Raw genomic sequence first — 19,719 nt, forward strand, 5'->3', positions numbered from 1 at the left:
GCCGCGCACGAGCGCCGCCGCCGTCAGCCAGCGGCGCAGCGCCTCCTCCCCCGCGTCCAGCGTGGGCCGGTCGAGCGCGGCCCAGGCGTCCAGCAGTAGCCCGGCCGCATAGCCGCCCTCGACCACCGGTTCGGCACCGGGTGTGGCGATGACCAACGACGGGGTCGGCGGCACGTGATCCAACACCTCCCCAGAGCCCGAAGTGCGAACCGGCACCCCCGGGAAGGCCCGCCCCAACTCCTCGGCGGTGCGGCGCGCCCCGACCGTGCTGCGCCGCAGGTTGCGGCTGCCGCACTCGGGGCAGGCCCATTGCCGCGATTCCAGGCCGCACGTCGCGCAGGTCGGAGCGCCGTGCGCCGCGCCGACGGCCAACGGACCGTGGCAGGCCTCGCATCGGGCGCGCTCGCGGCAATGCGCGCAGGACAGCGATGGCAGGTAGCCGCGGCGGGGCACCTGCACGAGCACCGGGCCGCGCGTCAGCGCCTCGCGGGCAGCACGCCACCCCGAGGAGGGCAGATGGGCGCGCACCGCCGGCCCGTCCCGCTCCTCCTCCTGGCCCTGCCCGGCCACATGCACCCGAGCGCAGAGCCGCCGCCGGGTGGCGGGCTCAGGGACGATCTCACGCAGCCGCCCGGTCGCCACCAGTTGCTGTACCGCGACCGACCGGGCGAAACCGCCGGTCAACACAGCCCCACCGGCCTGCTCGGCGCGAGTCAGCAGGACGTCACGGACGTGCGCGTAGGGAGCGCGCGGCTCGGCGTGCAGGTCGTCGCCGTCGTCCCACCAGGCCCACAGGCCGGGGTCGCGGACCGGCGCGAAGGCCGCCGCCCGCGTGCCGACGACGCACCGCACATGCCCGCGCAGCAGCGACAGCCACGCGGTGTACCGGGCCTGCGGCCCCTGATCGGCGGTGAGCCGCACATGCCGGCCCGCCCCCAACCGGGCGGTCAGCGCCACATCCACCCGCTGCACGTCCCGGTGGTCGGGCACGACGATGACCGCGCCCCGCCCGGAGGCGAGCGTCGCCTCAGCGGCCGCGGCAAGCGCCTGGGGCCAGCCGCCGGCGTCGATCGGCAGTGCGCTCCACGCCGCCGCCGGTGACTCCCCCGCCTGCAGTCGGCGCAGGAAACTCGGCCCCGCCGGATAGGCGCCCCACGGGCCGGGGTCGACATCCGCCGGCCCCTGCGCCACGTCAGTGGGCGGCTCGTCCCCCTCCTCTGCGGGCACGCGCGCCTCGGGCGGGCACGCCTTCTCGGCACGGGCGTGGCGCGGTGGGATCGCCAGGCGCAGCACATCGGCGCGCGTGCCGGCCTGGGAGGCGGCCAGCGCCTCGGCCAGGCTCGCCAACGCCGGGGTGAGCACGGCATCGGCGCCGATGACCCGCCGGATCGGGCTCAGGCGCCCGCCATGCTCGGCCTCCGGCACGCGTTCGAGCACGTACCCGGTGACCTCTTGCCCGGCGAACCGCACCTTGACCCGCACCCCGGGTCGGACGAGATCGTCGAGCACCCGCGGCACGAGGTATTCGAAGGGCCGATCCAGGTGCGCCGGCACGACATCGACGAGCAGCCGCGCGACCGGCAGCGTCGCCGCCAACTCCTGCGACGACGGCAACATGTGCCCGTTGACCTGGGCGCCCCCCGGCGCTCCAGCGCCCCCACGCCCACTGCCCCCGCGCCCGGTGCGCTCATGCACCTGGACCCCGGGCAACGTCAGCGCGTCGACCTCACCCGCGCCGCAGGAGCGCGCAGGAGTCTGCGCGCCCTCGTGATCCGCTGCCGTGGCCATGTCGAACTTTGTACCCCAGAGCACCGACAAGAGTCGCTAGCCTCCGCTGTCCCCCGCCGACAGTTGCGAAAGCGCTCGGGGTTGCGGTGACAACCGCAACCCCGAGCAACAGGCAGAACAGTGGAGATGAGCGAAGGGGACAGCGCGTCAGCCGACGGCGCGCTGCAGCTCCTCGACCTTGTTGGTGCGCTCCCACGTGAAGGCGTTGACCAGGGAGCCGGCGCTGGTGCGGCCGAAGTGGCCGTAGGCGGCGGTCGGCTGGTAGATCGGGCGGAGCAGGTCGAGCTCCTCGATGATCGCGGCCGGGCGCAGGTCGAAGACGTCGGCGATGGCCTTCTGGATGGCGTCCAGCGGCTTGGTCTCGGTACCGAAGGTCTCGATGTAGAGACCGACGGGCTGCGCCTTGCCGATGGCGTAGGCGACCTGCACCTCGCAGCGGCGGGCCAACCCGGCGGCGACGACGTTCTTGGCGACCCAACGCATCGCGTACGCGGCAGACCGGTCGACCTTCGAGGGGTCCTTGCCGGAGAAGGCGCCACCACCGTGGCGGGCCATGCCGCCGTAGGTGTCGACGATGATCTTGCGGCCGGTCAGGCCCGCGTCGCCCATCGGGCCACCGACGACGAACTTGCCGGTCGGGTTGACGTACAGCTTGTAGTCGTCCTGGTCGAGCTGCACTCCGGAGTCGCGCAGATCCTCCAGCACCGGCTTGATGATGTACTGCTCGACGTCGGGCTGCAGCAGAGCCTCGAGGCTGACGTCCTCGGCGTGCTGCGTGGACAGCACGACCGCGTCCAGACGCACCGGCTTGTCGCCGTCGTACTCGACCGTCACCTGGGTCTTGCCGTCGGGGCGCAGGTAGGCCATCTGGCCGGACTTGCGCACGGCCGTGAGGCGCTCGGCGAGGCGGTGCGCCAGGTGGATCGGCAGCGGCATGAGCTCGGGGGTCTCCGAGCTGGCGTAGCCGAACATGAGGCCCTGGTCGCCGGCGCCCTGCTTGTCCTTGGGGTCGATGCCGCCGGTGCGGTTCTCGTAGGCGGTGTCGACGCCCTGGGCGATGTCGGCGCTCTGCTCCCCGATCGACACCTCGACGCCGCAGGTCTTGCCGTCGAAGCCCTTGACCGAGGAGTCGTATCCGATGCCGATGATCGTCTTGCGCACGATGCTGGGGATGTCGACGTAGCCGGTGGTGGCGACCTCGCCGGCCACGTGCACGAGGCCCGTGGTCACCATCGTCTCGACCGCGACCCGCGCGTGCGGGTCCTGGGTGAGCATGGCGTCGAGGATGCCGTCGCTGATCTGGTCGCAGATCTTGTCGGGGTGACCCTCGGTGACGGACTCGGAGGTGAACAGGCGGGACACTAAGACTCCTGAAGCGAAAACGGATGGACCGGTTCCGTCGCCGACAGGCGGACGGCGGACAACCTCGCCCACTCTAGCGACGTCGCCAGGTCGCCTGTCGCCCGCCCAGAAGCTGGATGGTCAGCGCGGGAGTGCCGCAAGAGACGGCGCTAGGCCGCGATCAGGGAGCGAGCAGCTGCTGTACCGCATCCCACACGCCGGCTGCGATGCTCGCCTTGGGGGCAGGGCCGATGGTCACCGGCTCCGCGGTCGAACCGGCCACGAGCACATGCACCGTCGATTCGTCCTTGCCGAACGTCACATCGCGCCCGACCTCGTTGGCGATGAGCAGGTCGCATCCCTTTCGGGCGAGCTTGGCGCGGGCGTGGTGCAGCACGTCGCCCTCGTCGTCGCCGGTCTCGGCGGCGAACCCGACGATCACCGGCCGCGCGGTGCCGCGCTCGCGGCGGCGCTGCACGAGGGCGGCCAGGATGTCGGGGTTGCGGGTGAGCTCGATGACCGGAGCATCGTCCTCGTGCCCGGGTGCGTGGGTCTTCTTGATCTTGGCGTCGACGTACTGCTTGGGACGGAAGTCGGCGACGGCGGCCGCCATGACGAGCACGTCGGCGTCGTCGGCGCGGGCCGTCATCGCCTCGGCCAGGTCCAGCGCGGACTCCACGGGTACGACCTGCACCCCTGGCGGCGCGGGCAGCGACACGTTCGCGGCCACCAGCGTGACCTGCGCGCCCCGCTCGGCGGCCACCTGCGCCAGGGCCAAACCCTGCTTACCGGAGCTGCGGTTGCCCAGAAAACGGACCGGGTCCAGGGCCTCGCGGGTGCCGCCCGCGCTGATGACGACGCGCAGCCCGGCCAGCGTGGGCTGGGGAACGGCGTACAGGGCCGGCTGATTGGCGTGGGTCGTTCCTGCAGGCCCGCCCGGGGCGGTGTCGCCGCCCGGCGCCGCGCCCGCGCCGGCGTCGAGGCTCGGATCTGACTGGCCGAGGATCTGCAGGCAGACCGTGTGGATCTCCTCCGGCTCCGGCATCCGCCCGGGCCCGGTGTCAGCGCCGGTCAGGCGCCCGGATGCGGGCTCGATGACGTGCACGTTGCGGGAGCGCAGCCGGGCGATATTGGCCACGGTCGCGGGGTGCTGCCACATCTCGGTGTGCATCGCCGGCGCGAGGACCACCGGCCCGTGGGCGGTGAGCAACACGTTCGTCAGCAGGTCGTCGGCCAGCCCGGTCGCGGCCTTGGCGATGAGATCGGCGGTGGCGGGGGCGACGACGACGAGATCGGCCTCCTGCCCCAGACGCACGTGGCGCACCTCGTGCACGTCGTCGAAAACGTTGGCGGTCACCGGCTTGCCCGAGAGCGCCGACCATGTCGGTGCCCCCACGAACTTCAGGGCGGAGGCGGTCGGCACGACGGTCACGTCGTGGCCGGTCTCGGTGAGCCGACGCAGCAGCGATGCCGCCTTGTAGGCGGCGATGCCGCCCCCGACGCCGAGGACGATCCGGCTCATCGCGCGCTCACCGCCGGGCGCTCAGGCCTCGACGGGGGTGGAGGTCAGCAGCCGCTCGTTGATCTCACGCAGCGCCACCGACAGCGGCTTCTCGTGGATCTGGGTCTCTACCAGCGGGCCGACGTACTCCAGCAGGCCCTCGGAGAGCTGGCTGTAGTAGGCGTTGATCTGACGGGCGCGCTTGGCCGAGTAGATGACCAGCGCGTACTTGCTGTCGGCTACGTCGAGCAGTTCGTCGATCGGCGGGTTGGTGATGCCTTCGGGCTGGGCGATGGTGCCGGACAAGATGTCTACCTTCTGGTCTGTGCGGGTGAACCCGTCAATGATACGAGCTCTTCGGCTGCGCGCTGAACATCGTCGTTGACGATGACGCGATCGAACTCCTGCGCGGCGGCCAACTCGACCCGGGCCGTCGCCAGCCGGGTCGCGCGTTCCTCCGCCGTTTCGGTGCCCCGCCCGACGAGTCGACGCTCCAACTCTTCCCAACTGGGTGGGGCGAGAAAGACGAACAGGGCTTCGGGCATCGTCTCACGAACCTGCCGCGCGCCCTGCAGGTCGATTTCCAGCAGCACCGAGTGGCCCTTGCGCAGGGCCTTCTCCACCGGAGAGCGCAGGGTGCCGTAGCGGGCCCGGCCGGCCCACTCGAGAAAGTCACCGGCCGCTACGCGCTCGGTGAACTCGTCCTCGGTGAGAAAGCGGTAGTGCAGCCCGTCGACCTCACCGGGGCGCGGCGGCCGGGTGGTGGCGGAGATGGACAGCCAGATGTCGGGGCAATGGGCGCGAATCCACGCGGCCACGGTGCCTTTCCCGACGGCCGTAGGCCCGGCGAGCACGACGAGGCGTGACCGGCCCGGGGCCTGCGATTCCGACGATCCCGACACTGAGCCGCAAACCAGCGATGGGGTGCGCAGCGCTGCGATCTCAGGCCTCGCCGAAACGGTCGAGCAGCGCGGCGATCTGGTTGGCACCCAGACCCCGCACGCGGCGCGTCTCGGAGATGCCGACCTCTTCCATGATCTGGCGCGCGCGGACTCGACCGACGCCGGGCATGGACTCCAGCAGCGAGGAGACCTTCATCTTGCCGATCACTTCGTTGGTCTTGCCCTCCTTGATGACGGCGGACAGAGAGCCTTGGGAAGACTTCAAGCGGTTCTTGACAGCCGCGCGCTCGCGGCGGGCGGCGGCGGCCTTCTCGAGTGCTTCCGCGCGCTGCTGCGGGGTCAGCTGGGGTAGGGCCACGGTGTCTCCTAGGTCTGGCTCGTCGGGCCGTCGTAGTGGTCGCCTCGCAACCGTCGGCCCCGGCCTTGGCCGGTTCTGACGAACCTAGCGACCAGCGGGGTTGTGCGCAACGACAGATCGGAGAATATGCGACAAGCTGCCCGAGCGGGGCGCAAGTCGCCAACCTGGTGCAATGTGTCGGCGAACGGACGTCGGGGGCCCACCAACGGCACCCGTGACGAGCCCCCCGGAGTCGCCCGAATCGCCCAGAATGCCTGGGGTCGCTACGGGATCGCGCGGGAGGATACGACCGGATATCGCGGCGAGACTCAACCCTCTTGGTCGGCGATCGCGCGGTGGTGACGGATGACTTCCTCGACGACGAACGCGAGAAACTTCTCGGCGAACGCGGGGTCGAGGTCGGCGCTTTCGGCCAGGGCTCGTAGGCGAGCGATCTGCTGGGCTTCGCGGTCGGGGTCGGCAGGCGGTAGGCCCTGCTGGGCCTTGAGGTGCCCGACGCGTTGGGTGCAGCGAAAGCGCTCGGCCAGGAGGTACACCAGGGCCGCGTCGATGTTGTCGATGCTGGCGCGCAAGTCGAGCAGTTCGGCCGGCGGGTCCGCGGGTGCGCTCATGCGAGCTCCTCGGCGAGTCGCGTGCTGGTTCGTCGTGCGGCGTCGCGCAGCTGCGCGACGTCGGGGCCGGCGCCCAGCACCTCGCGGCTGCTGGCGGCCAGGATCGCTGCGCGGGCGGTCCCTACGGCCGCGGCGAGGTCGGAGCCGGAGCCGCCCTGGGCACCGATGCCCGGGGCCAGCAGCGGGCCGTTGGCGGCGCTCAGGTCGAGGTGCAGGCGGCGGACGTCGTCGGCGACCGTGGCCCCGACCACCATCCCGACGCTGCCCAGCAGGTGTTTCGCGCGGGCGACGGCGTTGTCGGCCGTGACACCAGCGACGATCTCCGCGGCCACGCTGCCCGGTGGGGCCGCGCCGTCGTGGGTCGGCGGAGCGCTGGCGTGCTGCACCCGCTGGCCCTCGGGATTGGAGGTGAGCGTGAGGACGAACACACCGCGGTCGTTGGCGGTCGCCAGGTCGAGGGCGGGGCGCAGCGACTCGTAGCCGAGATAGGGCGAGACCGTGATGGCGTCGACGCTCAGCGGCCCGTCGGCCAGATAGGCCTGCGCGTACCCGGTCATCGTCGAGCCGATGTCGCCGCGCTTGACGTCGAGCAGGCACAGGGTGCCGGCGTCGCGCAGTCCCGCGATGACGCGCTCGAGCACCCCGATGCCGGCGGCTCCGTGGCGCTCGAAGAAGGCCGACTGCGGTTTGACGCAGGCCAGGTTGCCGCCGAACGCCTCCACGCACCGCAGCGAAAAGGTCTCCAGCCCGGCCACGTCGTCGTCCAGCCCCCAGGCCGACAGCAGTCCGGCGTGCGGGTCGATGCCGGCGCACAGCGGCCCGTGCTGGGCCATGGCGGCGCTCAGCCGTTCACCGAAGGTGCTCACCGGCGGCCACCCGGCGCAGCCGTCGCCGGCCCCGAGGCGCGCGAGTCATCGGCTCTCGCGCGGATTGCGGGGCCACCAGAGCCACCGGCTCCGGCAGGGCCCGCGGCAGTCGCCGTTGCGCTGGCACCGGGTGGCGGGGGTGTTCCAGACGCCCCTGCGCCGGTGCCGCCTCGCCCAGGGGTGGATCGAAGGCTCGTCACGCCGGGCACGCGCTGGTGGGCGATGCCGACGACGTCAGCGGGTGAGGCGACGCCTCGGCTGCGCAGTTCCTCGCTCAGTTCGTCACGCACCCGCACGGGCGCGTGCGGGTCGTTGAAGATCGCGGTGCCGACCTGCACAGCGGTGGCGCCGGCGGCCAGGAACGTCAGCGCATCCCGCCCGGTGCGGATGCCGCCGACCCCGACGATGGGGCGCTTGGGCACCACGCCGGCCTGCATGGCGGCGTAGACCTGCCACACGGCGCGCAGGGCGGTCGGGCGGATCGCCGGGCCGGAGAGACCGCCGGTGATGCCGGCGAGCGCGGGCCGCAGCGTGACCGGATCGATCTCCAGACCCAGGGTGGTGTTGATCATCGTCAGAGCGTCGGCGCCGGCGTGCACGGCCGCCCGGGCGATCTGCACGATGTCGGTGACGTCGGGGCTGAGCTTGACCAGGATCGGGATGCCGGGCGGCACCTGGGTGCGCACGCGGTCGATGACCTCGGTGGTGGCGGCGGGGTCGCACGCAAACACGAGCCCGCGGTTGGCGACATTGGGGCAGGAGATGTTGATCTCGACCCCGACGCAGGCGTCGAACGCGGGGCTGTTGACCAGCGTCTTGGCGACCTGCGCGAACTCGCGGGGGTCGTTGCCGGCGATCGAGACGATGACGCGGGCGCCGTTCGTCATCAGCCACGCGAGGTCCTTCTCGACGAACGCCTCGATGCCCGGCCCCTGCAGGCCGATGGAGTTCAGCATGCCGCTAGGCGTCTCGGCCATCCGCGGCGTCCCCCGGCCCGAGCGCGGGTCGGCCAGCACGGTCTTGGTGACGAACGCTCCCAGCGTCGAGATGTCGAAGAAGCGGTGCAGCTCGACGCCGTTGGCGGCGCAGCCGGAGGCCGTCATCACCGGGTTCGGCAGGCTCAGCGGCCCGAGCACGGTGGTCAGGTCGACCTTGCCGCCGGGCTGCAGCGTGCGCGGCAGCGGCGGGACCGACGCCGGACCGAGCCCGGAGGCGGGCGGCACGCCCTGTTCGTCTCCGCCGCCGGAGCCCTGAACCGGGCTCTTTCCGGCCGAGGGGGTGGTGGCGGCGCCTCCGATCGCGGAGTTGCCGCCGGCCGCGGCACTGTGCCCGGCCGCGCCACCCGGCGCGCTCGACGTGCCACCCTCAGCCCGTCGGCCCGGCGTGGGGCCGGCTGCCCGGCTGCTGGCGTCACCGCGGGGCGCCTGCGTCTCCGGTTTGGGGGCGTTGACGATGATGGGCGGGGTAGCGGCCCCGTTGCGCTCGACCGGGCGCGCCGGCGCAGCGCCGGGCGAGACGCTCTCTCCGGCTCGCCCCGGCTGCCCGGGGCGACTGGCCTGCTGCGCGGCCCGGTTGGCCTGTGGCGCTGGCCGGTTGGCCTGCGCGGGGCGGTTGGCCTGCTGCTGCGCACCGGGCTGAGCCGACGAATCGGGCGACGGCGTCGCCGGACGCGCACGATCGCCCTCCGACTGCCCGTCCGGCGTGGCGAGCCCCTCCGGCGTGCCCTCGGGGGCCTTCGGCTCGTTCTTCTTGCGGCCGAACATGTCAGTGTCCTCCCTGCGTGACGCGCGGGGCCCCGTACGTGTCGGCGGGCACCTGCGCCCAGCCCTGGTCGTAGGCGTCCCAGCGCACCCGGTCTCCCCGGAAGATCGGCCCCTCGACGCACGAGCGCAGCATTCGGGTGATGCCGTCGTTGCCGCGCACGGGCAGGACGCACGTCATGCACACCCCGACGCCGCAGGCCATCGACTCCTCGACGGCGATCTGCGCGACCGCGCCGTACTCCCCCGCCAGGCGCGTCACGCTCTCCAGCATCGGCATCGGACCGCACGCGTAGACGACGGAAGCTTCGCATTTGCGCAGCACCTGCGGCAGCACGTCGCTGACCCAGCCCTTGCGGCCGCGAGAGCCGTCGTCGGTGACGACGTGCACCCCGTCGGCGTAGCGTTCGGCCTTGTCGGTGCCGAACAGGCGGTCCTTGCTCGAGGCTCCGAGGATCAGCTCGACCCGGCAGCCGCGTTCGCGCAGCGTCGCGGCGAGCCAGAACAGCGGCGCCGAGCCGTAGCCACCGCCGACGAGCACGCACGAGACCCGCTCGCGGGGTAATGGAAACGGTCGGCCGAGGGGGCCGACGAGGTCGACGTACTCGCCGACCTCCCGGGTGGTCAACCATTGGGTGCCGGGCCCGTGGGCGGCAACGACGATGTCGAGGATGTCCTCCTCGGAGCGATCGGCCGCCGGACTCACCGCGTGCAGCGAGAAGCTGCGCCGCAGCAACTGCGCCGGCGTGGCGGTCTGCAGGCCGGGGGGCCCGCCGACGCTGATCGTCACGAACTGGCCCGGCCGGGCGACGTTCGGTAGGCCCGGGGCCGTGAACGTCATGTACTGGTAGTCACCGGCCGGTCGGGTCGCGACGAGCCGAGCCTCGACATGGACGACGGGATCGACCCGCCCACCTCTCGACTTGGCCACTGACCTCTCCTTCACTAGGCGTACTGGGCGTCCGCGGCGGCGTCCGGCAGCCCCCCGGCTTGCCGGCCCGCCGCGAGACGCGCGGCGTGCTCCTGCAGGCTGGCGACCTGCAACGGTCCCCGGCGCAGGGCTTCGATGCCCTGCACTGCGGCCGCGAGCTGCTGCACCGTCGTGATGATCGGCCGGTCCATGCTCGTGGTCGCGGTGCGGATCGCGTACCCGTCGCGCCGGGCATCGCTGCTGCCCGGCGTATTGACGACCATGTCGACGGTACCTGCGAGGATCTCCTCGACGATGGTCGGCTCGCCGTGCGGACCGGCTCCCTCGCTGTGCTTGCGCACCACGGTGGCCTGCACGCCGTTGCGGCGCAAGACCTGCGCGGTGCCCTTCGTGGCGAGCAGCTCGAAGCCCAGGTCGGCCAGCACCTTGATCGGAAAGACCATCGCGCGCTTGTCCCGGTTGGCCACCGAGACGAAGATGCGGCCCGCGACCGGCAACCCCGACAAGGCCCCCATCTGAGTCTTGGCGAAGGCCGGGCCGAAGGTGTCGTCGATCCCCATGACCTCGCCCGTGCTGCGCATCTCGGGGCCGAGCACCGAGTCGACGACCCGCCCGTCGGCGGTACGGAACCGCTTGAACGGCAGGATCGCCTCCTTGACCGACACCGGCGCATCCACGGGCAGCTCGCCACCGTCTCCGGTCGCGGGCAGCAGCCCCTCGGCGCGCAGCTGGGCGATCGAGGCGCCGAGCATGACGCGGGCGGCGGCCTTGGCCAGCGGCACCCCGGTCGCCTTGGCGACGAACGGCACTGTGCGGGAGGCGCGCGGGTTGGCTTCGAGCACGTAGAGCACATCTTGGGCGAGGGCGAACTGCACGTTCATCAACCCGTGCACGCCGATGCCCTCGGCGAGGCGGCGGCTGCTCTCGCGGACCCGCTCGACCTCCCCGGGGCCGAGCGTCACCGGCGGGATGACGCACGCGGAGTCACCGGAGTGGATGCCGGCCTCCTCGATGTGCTCCATGATCCCGCCGACATACAGGTCGACCCCGTCGAAGAGCACGTCGACGTCGATCTCGATGGCGTCGTCGAGGAAGCGGTCCACGAGCACCGGATGCTCCGGGGAGGCGTGGGTGGCCCGCTCGACGTAGGTGCGCAGCGTCTTCTCGTCGTAGACGATCTCCATTCCGCGGCCGCCGAGCACGTAGCTGGGCCGCACGAGCACCGGGTAGCCGATGGAGTCGGCCACCCCCACGGCCTCGTCGGCCGAGTAGGCGATGCCGTGCTTGGGGGCCGGCAGGTCGGCCTCGGCGAGCACGCGTCCGAAGTGACCGCGGTCCTCGGCCAGGTCGATCGCCTCGGGGCTGGTGCCGACGATCGGCACACCCTCGTCCTTGAGCGCCTGCGCCAGGCCCAGCGGTGTCTGCCCGCCCAGCTGCACGACGACACCGGCGACCGGGCCGGCGGCCATCTCGGCGTGCACGACCTCCAGCACGTCCTCCAGCGTCAGTGGCTCGAAGTACAGCCGGCTGGAGGTGTCGTAGTCGGTGGAGACGGTCTCGGGGTTGCAGTTGACCATGATCGTGTCGAAGCCGACCTCGCGCAGCGCGAAGCTGGCGTGCACGCAGGAGTAGTCGAACTCGATGCCCTGGCCGATGCGGTTGGGCCCCGAGCCCAGGATGATGACCGCCGGCCGCTGCCGTCGCGCCACCTCGGTCTCCTCGTCGTAGGAGGAGTAGTAGTAGGGCGTCGAGGCGGCGAACTCGGCGGCGCAGGTGTCGACGGTCTTGTACACCGGGCGCACGCCCAGCGCGTGCCGCACCCCGCGCACGACCGCCTCGGGAGCGCCGATGAGTTGACCGATCTGGGCGTCGGAGAAGCCGTGCCGCTTGGCCAGGCGCAGCGCCTGCGGGCTCACCGCGCGACCGTGGCCGCTGGAGACCTGCACTGCCTTGGCGACGTCGTTGAGCAGCTGAATCTGGTCCAGGAACCAGGGGTCGATGCCCGTCGCCTCGTGCACGGCCTCGACCGAGAGCCCGCCGCGCAGCGCCTGCTGCACGAGCACGATCCGCCCGTCGGTGGGGGTCATCGCCTGCTGCAGCAGCGCGCGGGCGAGCTCCTTGCTCGGCTTGGTCTCGGCGTCCCAGTGGAAGCCGGCGCCCTTCTGCTCGATGCTGCGCAGCGCCTTCTGCAGCGCCTCGGTGAAGTTGCGGCCAATGGCCATCGCCTCGCCGACGCTCTTCATCGTCGTCGTCAGCGTGGGGTCGGCGGCCGGGAACTTCTCGAACGCAAACCGAGGCACCTTCACCACGACATAGTCCAGAGTCGGCTCAAACGCAGCCGGATACCACGCTCCGCCCGACGAATCGCGAGCGAAGCGAGCCTGATTCGTCGGAACATCGGACCGCGCGAGCGCAGCGAGCTCCGAGCCTGTCGGGGGGTCCACGGGGGGCGCAGCCCCCCGTGTGGTGATGTCATTGGGCACTTCGTCGAGGGTGTAGCCGATGGCCATTTTCGCGGCGATCTTGGCGATCGGGAAGCCGGTCGCCTTTGAGGCCAGCGCGCTGGAGCGGGACACCCGCGGGTTCATCTCGATGACGATGATGCGCCCGTCGACCGGGTTGACGGCGAACTGGATGTTGCAGCCGCCGGTGTCGACGCCGACCTCGCGGATGACGGCGATGCCGATGTCGCGCAGCTTCTGGTACTCGCGGTCGGTCAGGGTGAGCGCCGGCGCGACCGTGATGGAGTCACCCGTGTGCACCCCGACCGGGTCGACGTTCTCGATGGAGCAGACGACCACGACGTTGTCGGCGTGGTCGCGCATGACCTCCAGCTCGTACTCCTTCCAGCCCAGGATCGACTCCTCCAGCAGCACCTCGGTGACCGGAGAGTCGTGCAGGCCAGCCCCGCCGATGCGGCGCAGATCGTCCTCGTCGTAGGCGAAGCCCGACCCGAGGCCGCCCATCGTGAAGCTGGGGCGCACGACGACCGGATACCCGAGATCCGCTGCGCCAGCGAGCAGCTCGTCCATCGTGTGGCAGATGACCGAGCGCGCCGACTCGGCGCCGCAGCGTTCGACGACGCCCTTGAACTGCTCCCGGTTCTCCCCGAGCTGGATCGCCTCGACGGAGGCGCCGATGAGCGGGCAGCCGTACTTGGCCAGTGTGCCCGCCTCGTGCAGCGCCATCGCGGCGTTGAGGGCGGTCTGCCCGCCGAGGGTCGCGAGCACCGCGTCCGGGCGCTCCTTGGCGATGATCGCCTCGAGAACGCCCGGGGTGATCGGCTCGACGTAGGTGGCGTCGGCGATCTCGGGGTCGGTCATGATCGTCGCCGGGTTGGAGTTGACGAGGATGACCCGCAGGCCCTCCTCGCGCAGCACCCGGCACGCCTGCGTGCCGGAGTAGTCGAACTCGGCGGCCTGCCCGATGACGATCGGCCCCGAGCCGATGACGAGCACGGACGCGATATCGGTGCGCTTGGGCATCAGGCCTCTTTCTCCACAGAAGAGTGTGCGTTATCGCCGATGAGGTCTGCCGGTGGGCGGCCGGTGCGCATCACGTCGACGAAGCGGTCGAACAGGTAGGCCGAGTCGTGTGGGCCGGCCGCTGCCTCCGGGTGGTACTGCACGGAGAAGGCGGGGAGGTCGAGGCATTCGAGGCCTTCGACGACGTCGTCGCTGAGGCAGACGTGGCTGACCCGCACCCGCCCGAAGTTGGTGCCCTGCTCGGCATCCGCCGGGGCCGGCACATCGCGGTCCAGCGGCGCATCGACCGCGAACCCGTGGTTGTGCGCGGTCACCTCGACCTTGCGGGTCGAGCGGTCCATGACCGGCTGGTTGATGCCGCGGTGCCCGTACTTCAGCTTGTAGGTGCCGAAGCCCAGGGCGCGGCCGAGCACCTGGTTGCCGAAGCAGATGCCGAAGAACGGGATCCGCGCGCCGAGCACCGAGCGCAGCACGTCGACCTGGTGATCGGCGGTCGCCGGGTCGCCGGGGCCGTTGGAGAAGAACACCCCGTCGGGCCCCTCGGCGGCATGCACGCCCGGCACCGCGAGCACGTCGACCAGGCCCGCGTCGGCCGGCAGCACGTGTACCTCGATGCCGCGCTGCGCCATGAGCGCCGGGGTCATCGCCTTGATCCCCAGGTCGAGCGCCACGACCGTGTACTGCCGCTCACCCACGGCCGGCACGACGTACGGCTCGTCGGTGCTGACCTGCGAGGCGAGCTCGGCGCCCGACATGGGGCTCACCTCGCGCACCTGCTCCAGCAGCGCCGCGTCGGTCTGTTGCGCGTCGGCGCCGGAGAAGATGCCCACGCGCATCGCCCCGCGTTCGCGCAGGTGTCGAGTCAGGGCGCGGGTGTCGATGCCGCTGATGCCGACGACACCCTGGTCGCGCAGGTCGTCCTCCAGGGTGCGCTGCGAGCGCCAGTTGCTGGGCCGCAGCGCGGGGTCGCGCACCACGTAGCCGGCGACCCAGATGCGCCGCGACTCGGCATCCTCGTCGTTGACCCCGGTGTTGCCGATGTGCGGGGCGGTCATGACGACGACCTGCCGGTGGTAACTGGGGTCGGTGATCGTCTCCTGGTAGCCGGACATGCCGGTGGAGAACACCGCCTCGCCGAAGGTCGTGCCGGTCGCCCCGTAGGCCTGGCCGCGCATGATGCGGCCGTCCTCGAGCACCAGCACGGCCGGGGGGAGGTCGAGCAGTTGCGTCTGCGTGCTCACGCAGACACCTCCTTGTCGAAGGGTTCGTCGGCGCTTTCCGCGAGCTGGCCGTCGCGGGCGGTGACGCGCCCGCGCAACACCGTGGCGACGACCTTGCCGGTCAGTTCGCGCCCGTGCCAGGGGTTGTTGCGCCCCTGGGAGAGCGAGTCGTCGCGGTTGACCGTGTGCACGGCCGCCGGGTCGAGCAGCGTGACGTTGCCCGGCTCCCCCGCCTCCAGGGGCCGGCCCTGGCCCTCGAGTTGGGCGAGGCGGGCCGGGGTGGCGGACATGACACGCGCGACATCGGCCCAGGTCAGCAGCCCCTCGCGGACCATGACAGTGCTGATGACCGGCAGCGCCGTCTCCAGTCCGACCATGCCGAAGGCGGCGGTGACGAAGGCGTGCTCCTTGTCGTTGCGGGCGTGCGGCGCGTGGTCGGTGGCGACCACGTCGATGGTGCCGTCGGCCAGCGCCTCCCGCAGCGCGTGGGCGTCCTCGCTGGGGCGCAGCGGCGGGTTGACCTTGAACGTCGGGTCGTAGCCAGTCAGCAGGTCCGTCGTCAGGAGCAGGTGGTGCGGCGTGACCTCGGCGGTCACCTGGATGCCCGCGGCCTTGGCCCAGCGGATGACCTCGAGGGAGCCGGCGGTGGAGACGTGCGCGACGTGCACCCGCCCGCCGGTGTGCCGCGCGAGCATGACGTCGCGGGCGACGATGACCTCCTCCGCGGCACCGGGCCAGCCGGGCAGCCCGAGGCGCCCGGAGAGTTCACCCTCGTGGCAGCAGGCGTTGGCGTCGGCCAGGCGCGGGTCTTGGGCGTGCTGGCTGACGAGCCCGCCGAACGGCTTGAGGTAGTCCAGCGCCCGGCGCATGAGGCGGGCGTCGTGCACGCACCGTCCGTCGTCGGAGAAGATCCGGACCCGAGCGCGGCTGCGAGCCATGAGGCCGAGCTCGGCGAGCTCCTGACCGGCCAGGCCCTTGCTGACGGCGCCGACAGGCACGACGTCGACGAGCCCGGCGCGGCGGCCGAGGTCGAAGACGTGCTCGGCGGCCTCGGCGGTGTCGGTGACCGGGTCGGTGTTGGCCATCGCGAGCACCGCGGTGTAGCCCCCCGCCGCAGCCGCGGCGGATCCGGTGGCGACCGTCTCGGCGTCTTCGCGGCCCGGTTCGCGCAGGTGGGTGTGCAGGTCGACGAGGCCGGGCAGGGCGACGAGCCCGTCGGCGTCGATGACCTGCGTCCCGTCGGGGCCGGAGTGGATCGAGCCGACCTGGGTGATCCGGCCGCCGTCGATGAGGATGTCGGCGCGCCCCTGCCCCAGCAGGTCGGCGCCCTTGATGAGCAGGCTCACGCTGCGTTCCCCTCTCCGGCGAGCAGGTGGTACAGGATCGACATGCGCACCGCCACACCGGCGGAGACCTGGTCGAGGATGATCGAGGAGGCGCCGTCCGCGGCCTCCGGGGAGATCTCGAAGCCGCGGTTCATCGGTCCGGGGTGGGCGATGACGGCCTTCTCGTTGCGGCGCATGAGCGTCGCGAGGCGCTCGCGAGTCAGCCCGTAGCCGGTCGTGTATTCACGCTCGGTGGGGAAGAACCCGCTGTTCATGCGCTCGCGCTGGACGCGCAGCATCATGAGCACGTCGAGCGGCTGGGCGAGCGCCTCGTCGAGGTCGTTGGTGATCGAGAAGCCGTCGCGCTGCGCCCAGTCGCGGATGCCCGAGGGCATCAACGTCGGCGGGGCGACGAGCGTGATATCGGCGCCGAACTGGGCCAGGCACAGCAGGTTCGAGCGCACCACCCGGGAGTGCAGCAGGTCACCGACGATGGCGACGCGCAGCCCCTCGAGGCGGCCGAGACGGGCCCGCATCGTGTAGGCGTCGAGCAGCGCCTGGCTGGGGTGTTCGTGCGTGCCATCACCGGCGTTGATGACGGCGGCGTCGACCCACTGGGAGACCTGGTGCGCGGCGCCGCTGGCCGCGTGCCGCATGACGAGGGCGTCGACGCCCATCGCTGTGATCGTCAGCACGGTGTCGCGCAGCGACTCGCCCTTGGAGGTCGCCGACCCCTTGCCGGAGATGTTGATGGTGTCAGCCGACATCCACTTGCCGGCGATCTCGAAGCTTGAGCGGGTGCGCGTGGAGTCCTCGAAGAAGAGGTTGATGACCGTGCGGCCACGCAGCGTCGGCAGCTTCTTGACTTCGCGGTGCTGCACCTCGTGCATCTGCACGGCCGTGTCGAGCAGGGTCAGGATGTCGTCGCGGCTCAGGTCTGCCATCGAGAGCAGGTGCCGATTCATGCCGTTCCCTTCCTCGCGGAGTCGGCCGGCGCGCCGCGGGAGATGCGGACCTCGTCGGTGCCGCCGTCCCACTCGGCGAGCCGCACGTGCACGCGTTCGCTGCTGGAGGTCGGCAGGTTCTTGCCGACGACGTCGGCGCGGATCGGCAGCTCGCGGTGGCCGCGGTCGACGAGCACCGCGAGCCGGACGCTGCGCGGGCGGCCCAGGTCGGTGAGCGCGTCGAGGGCGGCGCGGATCGTGCGGCCGGAGTAGAGCACATCGTCGACGAGGACGACGACCTTGTCGTCGATGCCGCCCGGCGGGATGGCCAGGGAGCCGGGCGCCCGGGTGGGCTGGCGGCGCAGATCGTCGCGGTAGAGCGTGATGTCCAGCGAGCCGACGGGGATGGGCCGCCCCTCGACCTGGCTCATCAGCTCGGCCAGGCGGCGGGCGAGGATCACCCCGCGCGTCGGGATGCCGAGCACGACGAGGTCGTCGGCGCCCTTGTTGTGCTCGAGCACCTCGTGGGCCATGCGCCGCAGACCCCGGGCGATGTCTTCGTCGCGCAACACGACGCGCGACTCAGGCGGAACGGGCGCTCCCGCCTCCGGTGCCGGGCGACCACCAGGGATCGCCTGCGCCTGCGGCGGGCTCGCGTCGGACTGTCCAGCGGATTCGGGCACCATGGCGCGCCGAACCTCCTTCCCCGCCTCACCGGACGGTGTTAAAGGATGTTCCGATTCGTCGCTCACCCTAACCCCGCGGCGCGCCCTGACCGAACCGCCCCGCGCAACCCCGCAGAACCCCCTCCAGCCCGAGCGCGGTGACTAGGGTGGTCGGTGAAGCCCGCGCGTCGCCCTGTCACGGTAACGCGGCCGCGCGCGATGGCGCCCCACCGATCCGAAACAGATGGGCTGTGCGATGACTGCTGCCGTTCCCGTGGACCCGACGACCACCACCGCGTGGGCCTCCCTCACCGAGCTGAAGAAGGGCCTGAACCCCGACCTGCGCGGCTGGTTCGCCGACGACCCCCAGCGCGCGCAGCGGATGTCGTTCACCGCGGGCGACCTGTTCGTCGACCTGAGCAAGAACCTCGTGACCGACGACATCCTGGCCGCCCTCGTGCGCCTGGGCGACCAGGTCGACCTGCCGGCGCGGCGCGACGCGATGTTCGCCGGTGAGCGCATCAACGTCACCGAGAACCGGTCGGTGCTGCACACCGCCCTGCGGCTGCCCAAGAGCGCCGAGCTGGAGGTCGACGGGCAGAACGTCGTCGAGGACGTGCACGCCACCCTGGAGAAGGTGTACGACTTCGCGCGCACGGTCCGCTCGGGCGAGTGGAAGGGCGTGACCGGCAAACGCATCGAGACCATCGTCAACATCGGCATCGGCGGCTCCGACCTGGGCCCGGTCATGGTCTACGAAGCGTTGCAGCCGTACGTGCAGGAGGGGTTGAGCGCCCGCTTCGTCTCCAACATCGACCCCACGGACATCGCGGAGAAGACCCGCGGGCTCGACCCGGAGACCACCCTGTTCATCGTCGCCAGCAAGACGTTCACCACGCTGGAGACGCTGACCAACGCGCGGCTGGCCAAGGCGTGGCTGCTGGACTCCCTCAAGAGCGCCGGCGCGATCGACGGCTCGGACTCCCAGGCCGCCGACGCGGTCGCCAAGCACTTCGTGGCCGTCTCGACGGCACTGGACAAGGTCGCCGAGTTCGGCATCGACACCGCCAACGCGTTCGGCTTCTGGGACTGGGTCGGCGGGCGCTACAGCGTCGACTCGGCCATCGGCACGAGCCTGGCGGTGGTGCTCGGCCCGGAGAACTTCGCGGACTTCCTCGGCGGCTTCCACGCCATCGACGAGCACTTCCGCAGCGAGCCGCTGGCCAGCAACGTGCCGGCGCTCATGGGTCTGCTCAACGTGTGGAACGTCAACTTCCTCGACGCCCGCACCCACGCGGTGCTGCCCTACAGCCAGTACCTGCACCGCTTCCCCGCGTACCTGCAGCAGTTGACGATGGAGTCCAACGGCAAGGGCGTGCGCTGGGACGGCACCCAGGTCACCTGCTCGACGGGCGAGGTCTTCTGGGGCGAGCCGGGCACCAACGGTCAGCACGCTTTTTACCAGTTGATCCACCAGGGCACCCAGCTCGTGCCGTGCGACTTCATCGCGTTCGCCAACCCCGCGCACCCGCTCAAGGACGGCGCGGCCGATGTGCACGAGTTGTTCCTGGCGAACTTCTTCGCCCAGACCGCGGCGCTGGCGTTCGGAAAGACCGCCGACCAGGTGCGCGCCGAGGGCACCGACGAGGCGATCGTGCCCGCGCGCGTGTTCACCGGCAACCGCCCGACGACCTCGATCATGTCGGCCTCGCTGACGCCCTCAGTCGTCGGTCAGCTCATCGCGCTGTACGAGCACATCACGTTCGTTCAGGGCATCGTGTGGGGCATCGACTCCTTCGACCAGTGGGGCGTCGAGCTCGGCAAGCAACTCGCCAAGGCGGTGACGCCGGCCGTCGGCGGCGACGAGCACGCCCTGGAGCAGGTGGACGCCTCCACGCAGGGCCTCATCCGCTTCTACCGGCAGCACCGCACGGCGTAACCCGTCAGGTCTGTTTCAAGCCCTGTGTCGGGCCACGTATCACGCCACGCTGGGCGGCCTTCGATGACGGGGGCCGCCCGGTC

At 71.5% G+C, this 19,719-nt stretch carries 16 protein-coding genes; 1 reads left to right on the forward strand and 15 read right to left on the reverse strand.

The features are described from left to right. The 15 genes from KILIM_RS11420 to pyrR all read right to left on the reverse strand — a co-directional run. Positions 1-1,788, reverse strand: a 1,788-nt coding sequence (locus KILIM_RS11420; protein ID WP_157551657.1) for a primosomal protein N' family DNA-binding protein, incomplete at its 3' end; no start/stop codon positions are given. A 147-nt stretch (positions 1,789-1,935) separates the two neighbouring features. Further along, positions 1,936-3,150 (reverse strand): methionine adenosyltransferase, encoded by a 1,215-nt coding sequence (metK, locus tag KILIM_RS11425; protein WP_006592845.1) that lies wholly within the window; start codon positions 3,148-3,150, stop codon positions 1,936-1,938. A 160-nt stretch (positions 3,151-3,310) separates the two neighbouring features. Next, positions 3,311-4,651 (reverse strand): bifunctional phosphopantothenoylcysteine decarboxylase/phosphopantothenate synthase, encoded by a 1,341-nt coding sequence (locus tag KILIM_RS11430; protein ID WP_006592846.1) that lies wholly within the window; start codon positions 4,649-4,651, stop codon positions 3,311-3,313. 21 nt (positions 4,652-4,672) lie between these two features. Then, complete coding sequence (rpoZ, locus tag KILIM_RS11435; RefSeq protein ID WP_006592847.1) at positions 4,673-4,936, reverse strand: DNA-directed RNA polymerase subunit omega; 264 nt, start codon at positions 4,934-4,936, stop codon at positions 4,673-4,675. A gap of 5 nt (positions 4,937-4,941) precedes the next feature. Further along, positions 4,942-5,532, reverse strand: a complete 591-nt coding sequence (gmk, locus tag KILIM_RS11440; RefSeq protein WP_083876108.1) for a guanylate kinase — start codon at positions 5,530-5,532, stop codon at positions 4,942-4,944. A gap of 40 nt (positions 5,533-5,572) precedes the next feature. Beyond that, positions 5,573-5,890 (reverse strand): integration host factor, actinobacterial type, encoded by a 318-nt coding sequence (gene mihF, locus KILIM_RS11445; RefSeq protein WP_006592849.1) that lies wholly within the window; start codon positions 5,888-5,890, stop codon positions 5,573-5,575. A 308-nt stretch (positions 5,891-6,198) separates the two neighbouring features. Continuing rightward, on the reverse strand, positions 6,199-6,501 hold the full coding sequence (locus tag KILIM_RS11450) for a chorismate mutase (RefSeq protein ID WP_006592850.1): 303 nt from the start codon (positions 6,499-6,501) through the stop codon (positions 6,199-6,201). Further along, positions 6,498-7,367: an orotidine-5'-phosphate decarboxylase gene (gene pyrF / locus KILIM_RS11455; protein ID WP_006592851.1), complete on the reverse strand. Its 870-nt coding sequence runs from the start codon at positions 7,365-7,367 to the stop codon at positions 6,498-6,500. Before pyrF ends, KILIM_RS11450 begins: the two co-directional genes overlap by 4 nt. Further along, positions 7,364-9,130: a dihydroorotate dehydrogenase gene (locus KILIM_RS11460; protein ID WP_085956003.1), complete on the reverse strand. Its 1,767-nt coding sequence runs from the start codon at positions 9,128-9,130 to the stop codon at positions 7,364-7,366. Before KILIM_RS11460 ends, pyrF begins: the two co-directional genes overlap by 4 nt. Position 9,131: 1 nt before the next feature. Further along, on the reverse strand, positions 9,132-10,058 hold the full coding sequence (locus KILIM_RS11470) for a dihydroorotate dehydrogenase electron transfer subunit (protein ID WP_006592853.1): 927 nt from the start codon (positions 10,056-10,058) through the stop codon (positions 9,132-9,134). 14 nt (positions 10,059-10,072) lie between these two features. After that, positions 10,073-13,543: a carbamoyl-phosphate synthase large subunit gene (carB, locus tag KILIM_RS11475; RefSeq protein ID WP_006592854.1), complete on the reverse strand. Its 3,471-nt coding sequence runs from the start codon at positions 13,541-13,543 to the stop codon at positions 10,073-10,075. Continuing rightward, positions 13,543-14,784 (reverse strand): glutamine-hydrolyzing carbamoyl-phosphate synthase small subunit, encoded by a 1,242-nt coding sequence (carA, locus tag KILIM_RS11480; RefSeq protein WP_006592855.1) that lies wholly within the window; start codon positions 14,782-14,784, stop codon positions 13,543-13,545. The genes carB and carA overlap by 1 nt, the downstream gene beginning before the upstream one ends. Further along, positions 14,781-16,109: a dihydroorotase gene (locus KILIM_RS11485; RefSeq protein WP_006592856.1), complete on the reverse strand. Its 1,329-nt coding sequence runs from the start codon at positions 16,107-16,109 to the stop codon at positions 14,781-14,783. Before KILIM_RS11485 ends, carA begins: the two co-directional genes overlap by 4 nt. Beyond that, on the reverse strand, positions 16,106-17,053 hold the full coding sequence (locus KILIM_RS11490; protein ID WP_006592857.1) for an aspartate carbamoyltransferase catalytic subunit: 948 nt from the start codon (positions 17,051-17,053) through the stop codon (positions 16,106-16,108). The genes KILIM_RS11485 and KILIM_RS11490 overlap by 4 nt, the downstream gene beginning before the upstream one ends. Then, complete coding sequence (pyrR, locus tag KILIM_RS11495) at positions 17,050-17,718, reverse strand: bifunctional pyr operon transcriptional regulator/uracil phosphoribosyltransferase PyrR (RefSeq protein ID WP_006592858.1); 669 nt, start codon at positions 17,716-17,718, stop codon at positions 17,050-17,052. The genes KILIM_RS11490 and pyrR overlap by 4 nt, the downstream gene beginning before the upstream one ends. A 235-nt stretch (positions 17,719-17,953) precedes the next feature. Between pyrR and pgi the strand changes: the two genes are divergently transcribed. Beyond that, entirely contained in the window at positions 17,954-19,636 is a 1,683-nt protein-coding gene (gene pgi, locus KILIM_RS11500; RefSeq protein ID WP_040563099.1) for a glucose-6-phosphate isomerase, read from the forward strand. The last annotated feature ends 83 nt before the right edge of the window (positions 19,637-19,719 follow it).

Source organism: Kineosphaera limosa NBRC 100340 (assembly GCF_000298215.1).
Lineage (GTDB): Bacteria > Actinomycetota > Actinomycetes > Actinomycetales > Dermatophilaceae > Kineosphaera > Kineosphaera limosa.

What these genes read in the sequence shown, in the direction of transcription:
- KILIM_RS11430 (WP_006592846.1), bottom strand. Translation starts at nt 4,651, where the DNA reads ATGAGCCGGATCGTCCTCGGCGTCGGGGGCGGCATCGCCGCCTACAAG.
- KILIM_RS11450 (WP_006592850.1), bottom strand. Translation starts at nt 6,501, where the DNA reads ATGAGCGCACCCGCGGACCCGCCGGCCGAACTGCTCGACTTGCGCGCC.
- KILIM_RS11460 (WP_085956003.1), bottom strand. Translation starts at nt 9,130, where the DNA reads ATGTTCGGCCGCAAGAAGAACGAGCCGAAGGCCCCCGAGGGCACGCCG.
- carB (WP_006592854.1), bottom strand. Translation starts at nt 13,543, where the DNA reads ATGCCCAAGCGCACCGATATCGCGTCCGTGCTCGTCATCGGCTCGGGG.
- KILIM_RS11490 (WP_006592857.1), bottom strand. Translation starts at nt 17,053, where the DNA reads ATGAATCGGCACCTGCTCTCGATGGCAGACCTGAGCCGCGACGACATC.
- pyrR (WP_006592858.1), bottom strand. Translation starts at nt 17,718, where the DNA reads ATGGTGCCCGAATCCGCTGGACAGTCCGACGCGAGCCCGCCGCAGGCG.
- pgi (WP_040563099.1), top strand. Translation starts at nt 17,954, where the DNA reads ATGACTGCTGCCGTTCCCGTGGACCCGACGACCACCACCGCGTGGGCC.